13 protein-coding genes and 2 pseudogenes are annotated in these 14,101 nt (G+C 37.6%); 4 read left to right on the top strand and 11 right to left on the bottom strand.

Features of this window, described 5'->3' with window-relative positions; genetic code table 11:
- Nucleotides 1-625 precede the first annotated feature (625 nt).
- Nucleotides 626-1,108: a VanZ family protein gene (locus LDX58_RS26835; protein WP_227938683.1), complete on the top strand. Its 483-nt coding sequence runs from the start codon at nucleotides 626-628 to the stop codon at nucleotides 1,106-1,108.
- A gap of 153 nt (nucleotides 1,109-1,261) precedes the next feature.
- On the opposite strand, the gene LDX58_RS19765 is transcribed toward LDX58_RS26835, so the two are convergent.
- From LDX58_RS19765 to LDX58_RS19745, 5 genes and pseudogenes are all read right to left on the bottom strand, one after another.
- Nucleotides 1,262-1,426: a YwzD family small protein gene (locus LDX58_RS19765; RefSeq protein ID WP_227938681.1), complete on the bottom strand. Its 165-nt coding sequence runs from the start codon at nucleotides 1,424-1,426 to the stop codon at nucleotides 1,262-1,264.
- A gap of 332 nt (nucleotides 1,427-1,758) precedes the next feature.
- Nucleotides 1,759-3,114, bottom strand: coding sequence for a phosphoglucosamine mutase (gene glmM / locus LDX58_RS19760; RefSeq protein WP_227938679.1), 1,356 nt, complete (start codon nucleotides 3,112-3,114; stop codon nucleotides 1,759-1,761).
- 25 nt (nucleotides 3,115-3,139) lie between these two features.
- Nucleotides 3,140-3,621: pseudogene (locus LDX58_RS19755) on the bottom strand (DapH/DapD/GlmU-related protein); the annotation flags it as partial.
- A gap of 63 nt (nucleotides 3,622-3,684) precedes the next feature.
- Nucleotides 3,685-4,227: an REP-associated tyrosine transposase gene (locus tag LDX58_RS19750; RefSeq protein WP_227938677.1), complete on the bottom strand. Its 543-nt coding sequence runs from the start codon at nucleotides 4,225-4,227 to the stop codon at nucleotides 3,685-3,687.
- Complete coding sequence (locus tag LDX58_RS19745) at nucleotides 4,227-5,756, bottom strand: YifB family Mg chelatase-like AAA ATPase (RefSeq protein WP_227938675.1); 1,530 nt, start codon at nucleotides 5,754-5,756, stop codon at nucleotides 4,227-4,229. The genes LDX58_RS19750 and LDX58_RS19745 overlap by 1 nt, the downstream gene beginning before the upstream one ends.
- 480 nt (nucleotides 5,757-6,236) lie before the next feature.
- Between LDX58_RS19745 and LDX58_RS19740 the strand changes: the two genes are divergently transcribed.
- From LDX58_RS19740 to LDX58_RS19735, 3 genes are all read left to right on the top strand, one after another.
- Complete coding sequence (locus LDX58_RS19740; RefSeq protein ID WP_227938673.1) at nucleotides 6,237-6,545, top strand: UPF0175 family protein; 309 nt, start codon at nucleotides 6,237-6,239, stop codon at nucleotides 6,543-6,545.
- Nucleotides 6,520-6,747, top strand: a complete 228-nt coding sequence (locus LDX58_RS27050; RefSeq protein WP_504753300.1) for a PIN domain-containing protein — start codon at nucleotides 6,520-6,522, stop codon at nucleotides 6,745-6,747. Before LDX58_RS19740 ends, LDX58_RS27050 begins: the two co-directional genes overlap by 26 nt.
- Nucleotides 6,748-7,474: 727 nt before the next feature.
- Nucleotides 7,475-7,912, top strand: coding sequence for a DUF6376 family protein (locus LDX58_RS19735; RefSeq protein WP_227938671.1), 438 nt, complete (start codon nucleotides 7,475-7,477; stop codon nucleotides 7,910-7,912).
- 194 nt (nucleotides 7,913-8,106) lie between these two features.
- On the opposite strand, the gene LDX58_RS19730 is transcribed toward LDX58_RS19735, so the two are convergent.
- The 6 genes and pseudogenes from LDX58_RS19730 to rfbB form a co-directional block, all read right to left on the bottom strand.
- Nucleotides 8,107-8,667 carry a DUF7713 domain-containing protein gene (locus LDX58_RS19730; protein ID WP_227938669.1) on the bottom strand — a complete coding sequence of 187 codons (561 nt, stop codon included), beginning with the start codon at nucleotides 8,665-8,667 and terminating at the stop codon, nucleotides 8,107-8,109.
- Between the two features lie 171 nt (nucleotides 8,668-8,838).
- On the bottom strand, nucleotides 8,839-8,949 hold the full coding sequence (locus tag LDX58_RS27005; protein WP_443627135.1) for a putative holin-like toxin: 111 nt from the start codon (nucleotides 8,947-8,949) through the stop codon (nucleotides 8,839-8,841).
- A gap of 186 nt (nucleotides 8,950-9,135) precedes the next feature.
- Nucleotides 9,136-9,864, bottom strand: a pseudogene (locus LDX58_RS19725) (phosphohexomutase domain-containing protein); the annotation flags it as partial.
- 804 nt (nucleotides 9,865-10,668) lie between these two features.
- Complete coding sequence (locus tag LDX58_RS19720) at nucleotides 10,669-11,694, bottom strand: GDP-mannose 4,6-dehydratase (protein ID WP_227938667.1); 1,026 nt, start codon at nucleotides 11,692-11,694, stop codon at nucleotides 10,669-10,671.
- On the bottom strand, nucleotides 11,669-13,045 hold the full coding sequence (locus LDX58_RS19715; protein ID WP_227938665.1) for a UDP-glucose dehydrogenase family protein: 1,377 nt from the start codon (nucleotides 13,043-13,045) through the stop codon (nucleotides 11,669-11,671). Before LDX58_RS19715 ends, LDX58_RS19720 begins: the two co-directional genes overlap by 26 nt.
- 31 nt (nucleotides 13,046-13,076) lie before the next feature.
- A complete protein-coding gene (gene rfbB, locus LDX58_RS19710) occupies nucleotides 13,077-14,096 on the bottom strand; it encodes a dTDP-glucose 4,6-dehydratase (protein ID WP_227938664.1) in 1,020 nt (339 codons plus the stop codon).
- Nucleotides 14,097-14,101 lie beyond the last annotated feature (5 nt).

Genomic DNA, 14,101 nt, shown 5'->3' with positions numbered 1-14,101 from the left:
ACCAATATATGTATATGACTAAATAAAGGAGAATGCCGACCATTTATAATAAATAATCAGCTCACCTTTTCTACTATTATATCAATCTGTCGACAAAATCTTACAATATTCAAGGAGTGACAAGCACCAGAACTTTTCTGCAAATTGTATTTCATTCTGCTTTGGGACAAGGAACCAGTTTCCTTAACCCTCCTTTGCTTGTACTTCTCCCACAAAAGATTGACACAATCAAATAAATAAACTATTATGCAAGTTACTTAACGATCGTGTATAATTAAATTATAATTACCCAAGAATAAAAAAAGACCAAGTGCGCAAACATTTGGTGAATGCAACTACATGCCGCTTGAAAGACGGCTGACCCAAATTAAAGCAGTATACTAAAAAAGAAGTAACCACCCAACTCTTTGGTCGGAGCGACGGGCGGTTACTTCTTTTTATTGGTGACTAGCGCTATAATCGCTACAACTGCGATAAACATTGTAACGATCAATGTACCTTTAAGCGTTTTCTCTCGACAAAATCTTACAATCTTCGGGGAGTGACTGGGACTAGATCCTTTCACTCTACTTCGGGACAAGGAACCTGTCCCCCAGAACCTCCAACACTAGTATATTTAATCATAATGCTGTCAAAACTACTAAAAAAACATGAGAGTGTGATACCAATTAAAATCTTTCTATCGCTAAGCTGGATGCTCCTTATTTTAGTATTTTCGATTAATAGTAATTTCAAAGGATTGATCAAACAGGGAGATTTAGCTTTTTCGTTTACCTCTAACCCTGACTTTTCAAATTTGTTTGTGTTTTATCAATTTAATTCTTCGCTAATTATTGTCCAAAAGGCTGGGCATTTTCTAGCGTTTGTACTTTTAACTATTTTTCTCATCTTTTGTTTTAGCAGTTTACATAAGGTTTTTTTCATTGGCTTGGCTTATGGGTTGGCTACTGAAATGATTCAACCGTTTTTCCACCGGGATGGGCGTATACTTGATGTCATCATTAATTGGTCAGGTGTGTTTCTTTGTGTTTTCGTCTTTGTATGTATTAGACAATCAGTGGCCATAGTTGAATCTTTAAAAATACCGAAGCATTCGGAAAAAGTGTAACATGTATAACCCTCAAACCCATAAACAAACTGGAAGAACTTGTTCGAAGTGTTTCTTTCTTCACAAATTTAATTTTGTGTAAAACTAATTTTCAATCAAAAAGCCCTAAGCAACAAAACCTGAGATCAGGTTATATTGCTTAGGGCTCTTAAACTAATTATTTACTGGCTCTACATACGGCTTTAAGAACGTAGCGATCTCCTCCACTAGTTGTTTAGAATTAACATTAGTAGACTCTGACCCTTTCTTATACGTATCCTCTAAAATTTTCACCAAACGTTCTTGTGTCAATATTTCGACTTCTTTTACCAGACTCATTTCTTCTTTTTCACCACCTACAACATTTATTACTAAAGACTCATTTAGGTCTTTTATACAAGCATCTAAGTACTATCTCTATTAAAAAACCACTTCTAATTAACTATACTTTTTCTAGTTCATTTACATATAATATCACTGTATACCCCTAAATTGAACCTTTATTGATCGACAAATTTCGAGTGGCGATACAATGAGACATCACGTTTAACGCCTCTAGTAATCATTAATTACTAGAGGCGTTAATTTCATTAATTAGCTCAAAAACTAAGATACATTACCATACCGAAAGTCAGGAATTAGATTTTGAGATCCCAACCACGTAAACAAATCTAAACGAACACACCTAAACCAATCTCTTCTTCCACTACATCTACAATTTGTTTAACATAGTAAGTAGCTAGTTCTTCTGATTGTGCCTCTACCATGACACGTACAAGTGGTTCCGTACCCGAAGGGCGAACTAATACTCGGCCCTCTCCTGCCATATGTTTCTCAACTTCTGTGATGGCTTCTAAAATTCGTTTATTAGTATCCATTTTTGACTTATCTGTTACTCGGACATTTTTTAATACTTGTGGGAAAGTTTGCATTTCTGCTGCCAGTTCAACTAATGACTTGCCTGATTCGCGTATCACATTTACCAATTGTAAACCTGCCAACATTCCATCTCCTGTAGTGATATGGTCAAGGAAAATAATATGACCAGATTGTTCGCCACCGAGATTGAAACCTGATTTTCGCATTTCTTCCATCACATAACGATCTCCAACACCTGTTGTAGAGCTTTGAATTCCTTCTGTCTCTAACGCTTTATAAAAGCCCAAGCTACTCATTACGGTTGAAACAACTGTGTTATGCTGCAAGTTGCCCTTTTCCTTTAGAAACTTAGCACAGATGTACATGATCTTATCTCCGTCAATGATATTTCCTTTTCCATCTACAGCTATTAATCGGTCACCGTCCCCATCAAAGGAAAGACCAATATCAACACCTTTGTCCTGGACAAAAGAGGATAAAACTTCAGGGTGCGTAGATCCAACTCCTGCATTAATATTAAAGCCATCTGGTGTATCGCCCATTGTAGATATGTTCGCACCTAAATCACTAAAAAGTTGAGGTGCTAAAGATGAAGTTGCTCCATTAGCACAATCTAGAGCAATATTTATTCCTTTAAGATCTCCATCAATTGTCCTTTTGAGGTAACTCAGATAGTCTTTTCCACCTTCAAAATAATCTTTCATTTGTCCCACATTAGAACCTGTTGGACGTGGTAAAACATCACTCTCTTGATCTAGTAATCTCTCTATTTCTTCTTCCTGTGCATCTAGTAGTTTAAATCCATCTGGTCCGAAGAATTTAATCCCATTATCTTCAACTGGATTATGAGACGCTGAAATCATAATCCCTGCTTGAGCATCTAATGTCTTTGTTAAATAGGCTACTCCCGGTGTTGAAATTACACCAAGTTGAACAACTTCTACTCCTATTGATAATAATCCTGATATAAGAGATCCCTCTAACATCTGTCCAGAAACACGAGTATCGCGGCCAACTACTACTTTGCTATTCTTCATTCCTTTGGTTAAAATATAACCCCCAAAACGTCCTAGTTTAAAGGTTAGTTCTGGTGTTAGTTCAATATTTGCTACACCACGTACTCCATCTGTTCCAAAGTACTTTCCCATAATTCCACTCCTTTATTTGAATGACTTATTTGTTGTCATAGGATTCTTTGTTTACTTGCCTCGAACGTGTTATTGCTAAAGATTCACTTGATACGTCCTCCGTAATCGTAGAGCCTGCAGCTACAATTGCTCCTTTTCCAACGGTTACAGGGGCTATGAAATTAACATTACATCCGATCAAAGTATTATCTTCTACGGTCGTTAAAAATTTGTTTTGACCATCATAATTAACGGTTATAGAGCCGCAGCCTACATTTACATGATTACCGGTTTCTGCATCGCCAATATAACTTAAGTGAGAAGCCTTACTCCCTTTACCCATTGTTGATTTTTCCACCTCAACAAAGTTCCCAATATTAGTATCATCCTTTTAAAATCGAAAGGGGGCGGATAGGTAAAAAAGTACCTATCACTGCATTACCCTATCATACTATTCCGAACGACGAATCGCTTGATTATGGTAGAATTTCCAATTAAACTATCCTTTATTTCTGTAGATGGACCAATCATTAATGAATAATGTGGATCGGAAATTGACTTGAAAGAGACTAATTATAAGAAATGCCTACCTTAGAACACTCCCTCACAATACAACCTCCTCCTATCCTCCACCGTTCCAACATAATAATCCAATATCTCTTCTATTTTCATAAACCTCGGTTGCATCGCATTCGGGTAAAAATACAAATAATAGCTGCTCCAAGGATAATACTCTGGCCGCTTTACCATTTTCACCTCAACTGGATTAAGGTGAATGTAGCGACTGACTTCAATCATTCCTTCTTTGTCCTCGATGATTTTGTCATAAAAACGTTTCTCGAATACGTGGCCCGTTAAGCGATAACGAGTGTTATAGTAGTTGGCATATCTTTTATTAATAAGAGCCATCACTGTTGAAAGCGACGTTTCTTGGGAGCGGATTTGCAGGTGGTAGTGATTGGTCATTAAGCAGTAAGAAGCGAGTTCAAATGGAGTGGTTTGATGGAGTTGGTGCAGGATGTGAAGAAAAGATTGAAAGTCAGTGGTAGAGCGGAAAAGTGGGTCACGGCGGTTTCCCCGGCTAACAATATGATAAAAGCGATGAGGAATCCACACTCTTTTCGGACGAGGCATTAGTTCTCCCTCGCTCTCAATGAGTCTTTGGCTAGATTCGTTCGTCTTAATGTCATCGCTTTCCAGATGCTTTCGTCTGTTATCTGTGAATCTCCCGCTAAGTCAGAAATGGTTCTTGCCAGGCGAATCATTTTAACTTGGACGCGATTGCTCCATTGCTTCTTAGACGAAACTTGAGTGATCATTTTTCGCTGACTGTCTGTTAATAGACTCACTTCTGCTAGTTGCTCAAAGGTAACTCTTGCATTGCACAGTTCTGCCTGGTAGCGGTCATATTGCCTTTGTCTTGCTTGTTCGACTCTTTTTCGAATCACCAAAGATGACTCCCTTGTTTCAGAAGGCTGATCGAGACTGACAGGGTTTAATGATAGCAAGACATCCATTCGGTCATAGATAGGTCCTGAAACGCGATTTCGATACGTTTGGATTTGTTTTGGTGTGCAAGCACAATAGTGCGTGTTAGCGCCGAGATACCCACAAGGACAAGGATTCATTGCACCGATGAGGATAAAGGAGGATGGATACGTAACGGTAGAGTGCGCCCTGCTGATCGTGACTTTTCCTGTTTCTAGTGGCTGCCGTAACATGTCTAACGTTTTCTTTGTAAACTCAGCCATTTCATCTAGAAATAAGACCCCATGATGCGCTAATGAAATTTCACCGGGTTTTGGATTTGATCCTCCACCAATAATCGCGACGGATGAAGCGGAGTGATGAGGATGTCGATAAGGAGCAAGTTGTGGAGTGAGAAGCTTTTCTTGCGCGAGCTGATACAAGCTAATGACTTCTAATTGCGCTTGTTTCGTTAAAAACGGTAAGATCGATGGGAATGTTTCAGCAAGCAGGCTCTTGCCGCACCCAGGAGGACCACTCATCAACACATTGTGACCACCAGCTGCCGCCACCTCCAGCGCTAGCTTTGCTTTCTCCTGACCGATAATGTGTGAGAAGTCCTTTTGATACTCCGTTGATATCGTTTTTTCAATGGACGACGGTACTTTGTGAAAAGGCAGCAGAATTTGTCCACGTATAGACTGTAGCACATCAACTATATGGTGAACAACGACGTATTCAATCCCCTCTAACATCTCAAGTGGAAGGAGCGGATCATATGGAAGAATAACGCGTTTAAACCCTAAACCTTTGGCTGCAATCAAAGAAGGCAACATCCCTTCCACTTTTACAACGGTGCCATCTAAAGACAAAGCTCCAAGAAAAGCTGTATCTTGCGGAATCTCCTCTTTGATCTGCTTTCTTTCCTTCAACACCGCAATCGCCATAGCCAAATCAAATAACGGACCATTTTTCTTTTGTTCCGATGGCGATAAATTTACGACAATCTTGTGATCGGTGACATCACAGTCCAATGTCCGTATCGCTGATAACACTCGTTCCTTCGATTCCTTCACCGACGCATCCGGAAGCCCGACAATAACCATTGACTCTGTTCCTTTGGAAACCTGCACCTCCACTTGAACACGATAACCTTCTAACCCTTTCAGACCAATGCTCGAGATATTAACAGTCAAAAAAAGACCTCCTTCTTTCTATGAAATTAGATGATTTAAGAGTTTAGGATATTTAATAAGGAGACATTTACTGCGGATGGATGAGAAATAAAAAATTAAACGTAACGAATCCTAAGGAGAACAAACAGGCATAGAAGGGGTCAAAGAGGAATGGATAACGTATTTTATAATGATTCGACATGATTTGAAGAATTCCTTTAGCTTTTCAAAAAATTTTAAAGCTTCTAGCAAAAAGAGAAATAACCAAATTACCTATACTTGTATAAAAAAAAAAGAAAGCTAATCATTTATAACAAATAATCAGCTTTCCTACTATACATCAATCTATCGACAAAATCTGCCAAACTTCGAGCAGTGACTGGCACAGAATCTAAGGCACCGCCTCTAAATTACATAAATTTAAAAATAATGCTAAGTAAAGATAATTATGTACACTAGGGTGTTATAATATTATAAGTACAAGAAAGGGAGGCTGGTAAGATGGCAATGGAACAGTCAAGATTAAAAGTGAGAATAAATCCTCAGTTCTTACCTTTTTTAAAAGAACAAGATAGTGATTCTGTTGATGCAGATGTAAATCTGTCAGTTGCCATTTACTTATTTACCGCTAAAAAGATAACTTTAGCTCGAGCCGCAGAACTATCCAATAGAAGCATTGCCGATTTTGTTCAAATATTAATCAACCACGGTATTCATTGGGCTGAATATACTGAAGACCATAATAAGCAAGACAATGAAACCATTGAATTTATTTTAGGGAAAAATGACAATGATCAAAGCGATAAGTAATACAAGTCCAATTATCGGATTGTCCATGATTGGACAGCTTGAGTTGTTATGGGGACTTTTTGATATTTACATCCCTCAAGAAGTTTACAATGAAGTTGTACTTGAGGGTAGCGAAAACGCTATCGGTAAACACTTCTTTTTGTTGGTGACAAGTGAGACGAGCGATTCCCCTCGACAAAATCTTACAATCTTCGAGGAGTGACAGGCACCGCATCTACCCAAAGTCGCATCTACCCAAAGTTGCTATGAGCAAAAGGAGATAGGAATCCATAAAACGTGTAATAATACTGTTTGTCTTTTCCCGTTTTAAATCCACTTGGATTTATTAAACAGTAAAGCAACCTTAATTTTAATAGTTCGGATAAATGTTACTAAACTCTGAAAGTATGGATATTAACTTTTCGGAAACAATCTCATACACTCCTAAATAATATTGAGAAGGGCTTTAAAACCTCTAAAACATCAACAGGTTGGCTTAGAATGGGCTGTGGAGGTTTCTTGTATCTATGGAAGCTTGAAAACTGTCTCTTGGGAGAGTGACTGGCACTTAACCTCTAAAAAAAACGTTGACCTTTTCTATTACTATATTATAATGAATATAAATTAAGATTATATCCCAAAGGGGAGTAGCTATACAGCAAAGTCGTCATTACGGGATTCCAATCCCCGGCTTTGTTGGCAGGCATTATTTCTGTTCGCGAGACCTTTGTCAGTACATTTCTGGCAGGGGTCTTTTCTGTTTCTTTTTTTAAAAAAATACCTTCCCTGCTAAAAGGCACGAAAGGAGGCGGAAAAATTGGTGGTCAAAAGTCTGATAAAAGGGTTGATTATAAAACACGGCAAAAAACTCGCAACAGAAAAATTAATGCCTATAGTAATAAAAGAAGTTAAAAAAAGAATGAAATAATAGATACAACGGGAGGAAAATCATGCGTAAAACAGTAATCCTATTTACCCTAATTTTTTCTTTTCTATTGAGTGGATGTTCCTTGTTGGAGGAAGTCAATAATTCATTAGATTATGCAAAGGAAGCTACGGAATATATTAATACATGGAATGACTTTGGACAGGAAGCCCCACAGATGATTCAAGAAGCAATAGATAATCCCGATGCGAAAGCTGAATTAGAAGAAAAATTAACAGTTATGTTAACACAAATTGAAGAATTTAATCAAACAGAGTTTCCATCAATCGCAGAAGATATCCATCAACAAGTAGTAGATAAAAATGAACAAATTAAAGAGTTGATCGAAAGCGCCATGATAAATGGTGAAGTTGCACTGGATAAATTAGAAAGCTCTCAGCTACTGCAGACAATTAATGAATTAACGAATTTAATGAACCTACTCGAAGATTTAGGAGTATAAGGGATAAGTTCAGGCTAAGTAGTTCCGATAGTGAAGCAAGGCAGCAGAATACTTACAAAAGAAGTAACTACCCACTCTTTGGTCGGAGGACGGGCGGTTACTTCTTTTTGTTGGTGACAAGTGAGACGAGCGATTCCTCTCGACAAAATCTTACAATCTTCGAGGAGTGACAGGCACCGCATCTAAAGAAGTCACTACTCCACATTATCAGTCATATCAACCATTTTCACCTTTATTTGAAACCCTTCAAATGCTTGTACCATTTTCCCCAACTGTTCCCATGTATAAGGCTTTCCATCAATAACAACCATTGGTGTATCTTCGTTCAATTCATCATAGTCCAGCCGACCAACTATTTTATCATTTTTGATCGTTTCGACTTGCTGTCCACTCGGAAACTTCCTTGTTGTGACATAGGACGTAGTTATACCTTGCTTCACTTTCTCTTGCAAACGTTGAAATAATTCCACTTGATCACAGTCCAATTCACCATGAACAGCAAACTTATAGCCATATTCTTTCTTTTCTTCTGCTTCGATCAAGATACCTACTGGATTAAGTCTTTGTGTAATAATAAATTCTCTTCTAACCCCTGCATAATCGGTAGTGGAAAAAGCTTCCGGCTGAGACTGTAACTCTACATTCAGTTCTGCAGATAATTGACGGTTATAGCAACCTAAGCACAATTGCTTCTGCTCTTCATCCTGGCTAATAATTATTTTCGCCTTTTGTCTTTCACAAATTTCACACGTCATACCCTTCTCACCTACATTTCAAAAAATTAATTAGGGATATTTTTGGTAATATGCCAATCTATAAACAGACATACGGTCAACTTAACTACATGCCGCATGAAGAACGGCTGACCAATTTTAAAGTTTATACTGAAAGGAAGTAACCACCCACTCTTTGGTCGGGACGGGCGGTTACTTCTTTTTATTGGTGACTAGCGCGACCATCGCTACAACTGCGATAAACATTGTAACGATCAATGTCCCGTATTGAAATAGCGTATTCGTTGCTTCATGTGTCACCATTATTAACACCCTATTCACCAGGAGGGTCAACCGCCCATCAGCTTATGTAATTGCTACATTCAGTTTAGCAAATGATAGAATTAATAAGCTAGTAACTTTTTATACCTTTGAGCTTTTTCTCTCGACAAAATCTGTCAAATTTCGGGGAGTGACAGGCACCGAAACACCATTGTATCACTCTATCGACAAAATCTTACAATCTTCGGGGAGTGACAGGCACCGATCACCTTGGACAAAAGAGGATAAAACTTCAGGGTGCGTAGATCCAACTCCTGCATTAATATTAAAGCCATCTGGTATATCGCCCATTGTAGATATATTCGCACCTAAATCACTAAAAAGTTGAGGTGCTAAAGATGAAGTTGCACCATTAGCACAATCTAGAGCAATATTTATTCCTTTAAGATCTCCATCAATTGTCTTTTTAAGGTAATTTACATAGTCTTTTCCACCTTCAAAATAATCTTTCATTTGTCCCACATTAGAACCTGTTGGACGTGGTAAAACATCACTCTCTTGATCTAGTAATCTCTCTATTTCTTCTTCATGTGCATCTAGTAGTTTAAATCCATCTGGTCCGAAGAATTTAATGCCATTATCTTCAACTGGATTATGAGACGCTGAAATCATAATCCCTGCTTGAGCATCTAATGTCTTTGTTAAATAGGCTACTCCCTGTGTTGAAATTACACCAAGTTGAACAACTTCTACTCCTATTGATAATAATCCTGATATAAGAGATCCCTCTAACATCTGTCCAGAAACACGAGTATCGCGGCCAACTACTACTTTGCTATTCTTCAATCCTTTGGTTAATACATAACCTCCAAAACGGCCTAGTTTAAAGGTTAGTTCTGGTGTTAATTCCGTATTTGCTACACCACGTACTCCATCTGTTCCAAAATACTTCCCCATAATTTCACTCCTTTATTTGAATTACTTATTTATTGTAATAGGATTCTTTGTTTACTTGCCTCGAACGTGCTATTTCTAAAGATTTACTTTATATAGCCCCCCTGTAACCGTTGGAAGTGACTGCAGCTACAACTTGTCTTCTTCCAACGGTTACAGGGGCTATTAGATTAACATCACATAGGATAAAAGCATTCTCTTCTACGGTCGTTAAAAATTTGTTTTTATCATTATAATTTACTGTTATAGAGACGCACCTTAATTTACATTACCCTACCCTCATTCTTAGCGACGGTAGTCACCGTATCTTCATGACTAGCTAGAGCATAGCAATGTTTGGTTTTATTCTCCTCAAAAACCCGAAAGCTTGATCATTTCACTCTGTTTTCTTTAGGGACAAGGAACCTATTCCCCTGTCCTTAGGAAGTTGGATGGATAAAGGGTTCTTGTGAAAAAGTCCGTCATCCTCTATAATGAGGTCTCTTACTAATACCAATATCGGTATATCTATTGCGAGAAAAGAAATCCAACCATTTATAATAAATAATCAGCTCTCCCTTTTCTAATATTATATCAATCTATCGACAAAATCTTACAATCTTCGGGGAGTGACAGGCACCAGAACCACCACACTTCACATGATAGACTGAATTTAATTAGCGCATTTTGGCAAAACAAATAAGCCCGCCAAACTACCATGACTGATAGCTTGACGGGCTTATCTTTACGAGACTTTCGGTCTCGATCACAAAAAATTCTACCAGCTAAGCCATGTATTTGCTTAGCGTGTTTTAATAATTTCAAATCTTACTTCTTCTTATAATACTCAACATACCAATCAGCAAATTGCTGCAAACCCTCTTCGATCGATGTTTTCGGTTTAAACCCTACCGCTTCCTGCAATAAATCAGTTGAAGCATACGTAGCGGGTACATCTCCAGGCTTAATTGGTTCAAACACCTTTTCAAACTGCACTTCTCTTCCTAAAGCTTTGCTTAAAGTCTTCTCCAATGTATTAATAAAGGTCATCAGCTTTTCCGGATTGTTGTTACCGATATTAAATACCTTATGAGGAACCTTATCAACTGGGGGTTTACCAATAAGTCGCTCTATTCCTTCGACTATATCATCGATATACGTAAAATCACGATAGAGATCATTATCAAAATCACCATTATTAAAGATCTTAATTGGCTCCCCTGCAAAGTATTTATCAGTAAATCCAAAGTAAGCCATATCTGGTCTTCCCATTGGACCATATACCGTAAAGAAGCGAAGACCTGTCGATGGAATTTTATACAAATGGCTATACGTATGAGCCATTAATTCGTTAGATTTCTTCGTAGAGGCATAAAGGGATACAGGAGTATCTACAAAATCTGTTTCTTCAAATGGCACCTTTTTATTGGCACCATAAACAGAGCTTGAAGATGCGTACACTAGATGTTCTACTGGATTGTGCCTACAAGCTTCTAGTATGTTATAGAATCCAATAATATTACTTTGAATATAAACATCTGGATTCTCTATTGAATAACGTACTCCCGCTTGGGCTGCTAAATTAACCACAACATTTGGCTTGTACTTTTCAAAGAGTTCTGTGATTAAAGGCTTGTCTGAAATATCTCCCCTAATAAAAGTAAACTTATCATAAGGCTGAAGTTGGTCTAAACGATCCATTTTAAGGTTCACATCATAATAATCATTTACATTATCAATACCTATTACTTGGCAACCTTGTTCTAATAGTTTCTTAGATAAATAATATCCGATGAAACCTCCAGCTCCAGTAATAAGATAAACTTTACTAGGATCTAACGGTTTGTAATTCAAGATTTCTCGACTCCTTTGAAACTTCTCTCTCCACGGCCTTTCTTCCAATCGAATGGTACTCTACTCCTGCTCCTTGCATCTCTTCAATACTATAAATATTTCTTCCGTCATATACTAAAGGAGTTCTCATTAACTCCTTATACTTTTCAGGAGTAACTGCTTTTACTTCGCCCCACTCTGTAAAGATAAAGCAAACATTCGCCTCATTTAAAGCATCTTCAATATTCGTAACATACGTAATACTGCCTTTGCCATTTATTCCTTCTGGATGTACTTTCGCAAAGTTATCAGCACCTACAGGGTCAAACGCATAAATATCTGCACCTTGCTCTATTAATAATGGTACATTCTCAAGAGATGCAGCTTCTCTTAAATCATCTGTTCCAGGTTTAAACGTTAAACCTAACACAGCTACCTTTAGACCATTAAAAGTAATGAGTCTTTTACTAGCTTTCTTATATAACATTGTCTTTTGGTCTGTATTCACATCTATTGCGGCCTTAACCGTCCTTAACTCATATCCATGCTGCTTAGCAATGTTTTCTAGTGCTTTCGTATCCTTAGGGAAGCATGAACCACCATAACCTATACCTGCGTTTAAGAATTTACTTCCAATACGAGCATCATAGCTCATTCCTTTTGCAACATCCTGTACATCCGCTCCAACTAGTTCACAAAGGTTTGCAATATCATTCATATAAGATATTTTGAGAGCAAGGAAATCGTTTGATGCATACTTGATCATTTCCGCCGATCTTCTGTTTACTGAAACAATTGGTAGGTTAAACGGCTCGTAGATCTTAATTAGTAATTCTTCAGCCCACTTACTTTCTGTTCCAATAATAATTCTTTCTGCATGGAGTGTATCATGTACGGCAGAACCTTGAGCTAAAAACTCAGGGTTTGATGCCACTTCCACTTTCACATCATTTACTAGAAAGTCTTGAATAAATTGTTCTACTTTATCGTTTGTTCCAACAGGAACAGTGGATTTAACAACAACCAAGCAATCCTTTTCAATCGACTCAGCTATTTGTCTAGCAACAGTTGCAATATATGAAAGATTAGCGGAACCATCTGGTTGCTCTGGGGTACCTACACCGATGAAAATTGCATCTGCATCTTTGTAAGCTGATTTATAATCTGTTGTATAATCAATTCTTCCAGCCGCATAGTTTTTTTGCATTAACTCTTCTAAATCTGCTTCATAAATTGGCGAAACACCTGATTTCATTACATTAACTTTACTCTCATCAATGTCGACACAAGTAACTAGATGACCAACTTCGGCAAAACAAACACCTGCGACTAAACCAACATATCCTGTTCCTGCTACTGCTATTTTATACATAGTTATGTCTTCCTTTCTCTTAACCTAGAGGTTAAATACTATACTGTTTCTCGAAATAATTCTGATACTCACCACTAATTATTTGCTCCCACCAATCTTTGTTATCAAGATACCATTGAATAGTTTGAGCAATTCCCGATTCGAATGTATACGTAGGTTTCCACCCTAGTTTTTCTAGTTTAGTAGGGTCAATTGCATAACGTTTGTCATGACCTAATCGGTCTTTTACAAACTCAATTAAGTTATCAGATTTTCCTAATGTTTGAATAATTGTTTTTACTACTTCTAAGTTCGTACGCTCATTATGGCCACCTACGTTATATACTTCACCATTAACACCTTCGTGCAGTACTAGGTCTATTGCAGCGCAGTGGTCTATAACATGTAACCAGTCACGTATGTTTTTGCCGTCCCCATATATCGGTACTTTTTCATCATTTAATACACGCGAAATCGTTAATGGAATTAATTTCTCTGGAAAATGATATGGTCCATAATTATTAGAGCAGCGAGTGATGTTCATTGGCAAATCATACGTTTCATGATAAGCACGAACTAATAGATCAGACGAAGCTTTACTAGCGCTATACGGGCTATTAGGCTGCAGCGGTGTTTCTTCTGTGAAGAACGTAGTTGGATCAAAGTCTAATTCACCGTATACTTCATCTGTTGATACGTGAATAAATTTTGTTAGTTCAACAGCTTTTGATGCATCTAATAATACTTGGGTTCCAACAACATTAGTTTTTACAAAGATCCCTGGATCAGTAATCGAACGGTCAACATGACTTTCTGCTGCAAAGTGAACAACGTAATCAAACTTCTCTTGTTCGAAAAGGGGAATGATTGTATTCCGATCTGCTATGTCCGCTTTGATAAAATGGTAATTGTCTTTAGTTTCAATGTATTTATGCTTTGTTAAGTCACCGGCATAAGTTAATAAGTCTAAATTATAAATATCATATTGAGGATATTTATTAACCATATATTGCACAAAATTACCACCAATGAAACCTGCACCACCAGTGATAAGAATTTTTTTTCTATACATTTATG

The sequence above is a fragment of the Alkalihalobacillus deserti genome, assembly GCF_020734105.1.
GTDB classification, from domain to species: domain Bacteria; phylum Bacillota; class Bacilli; order Bacillales; family Bacillaceae_D; genus Halalkalibacter; species Halalkalibacter deserti.
This window is presented reverse-complemented; position numbering and strand designations above follow the sequence as displayed.

What these genes read in the sequence shown, in the direction of transcription:
- LDX58_RS26835 (WP_227938683.1), top strand. Translation starts at nt 626, where the DNA reads ATGCTGTCAAAACTACTAAAAAAACATGAGAGTGTGATACCAATTAAA.
- LDX58_RS19765 (WP_227938681.1), bottom strand. Translation starts at nt 1,426, where the DNA reads ATGAGTCTGGTAAAAGAAGTCGAAATATTGACACAAGAACGTTTGGTG.
- glmM (WP_227938679.1), bottom strand. Translation starts at nt 3,114, where the DNA reads ATGGGAAAGTACTTTGGAACAGATGGAGTACGTGGTGTAGCAAATATT.
- LDX58_RS19750 (WP_227938677.1), bottom strand. Translation starts at nt 4,227, where the DNA reads ATGCCTCGTCCGAAAAGAGTGTGGATTCCTCATCGCTTTTATCATATT.
- LDX58_RS19740 (WP_227938673.1), top strand. Translation starts at nt 6,237, where the DNA reads ATGGCAATGGAACAGTCAAGATTAAAAGTGAGAATAAATCCTCAGTTC.
- LDX58_RS27050 (WP_504753300.1), top strand. Translation starts at nt 6,520, where the DNA reads ATGACAATGATCAAAGCGATAAGTAATACAAGTCCAATTATCGGATTG.
- LDX58_RS19735 (WP_227938671.1), top strand. Translation starts at nt 7,475, where the DNA reads ATGCGTAAAACAGTAATCCTATTTACCCTAATTTTTTCTTTTCTATTG.
- LDX58_RS19730 (WP_227938669.1), bottom strand. Translation starts at nt 8,667, where the DNA reads ATGACGTGTGAAATTTGTGAAAGACAAAAGGCGAAAATAATTATTAGC.
- LDX58_RS27005 (WP_443627135.1), bottom strand. Translation starts at nt 8,949, where the DNA reads ATGGTGACACATGAAGCAACGAATACGCTATTTCAATACGGGACATTG.
- LDX58_RS19715 (WP_227938665.1), bottom strand. Translation starts at nt 13,045, where the DNA reads ATGTATAAAATAGCAGTAGCAGGAACAGGATATGTTGGTTTAGTCGCA.
- rfbB (WP_227938664.1), bottom strand. Translation starts at nt 14,096, where the DNA reads ATGTATAGAAAAAAAATTCTTATCACTGGTGGTGCAGGTTTCATTGGT.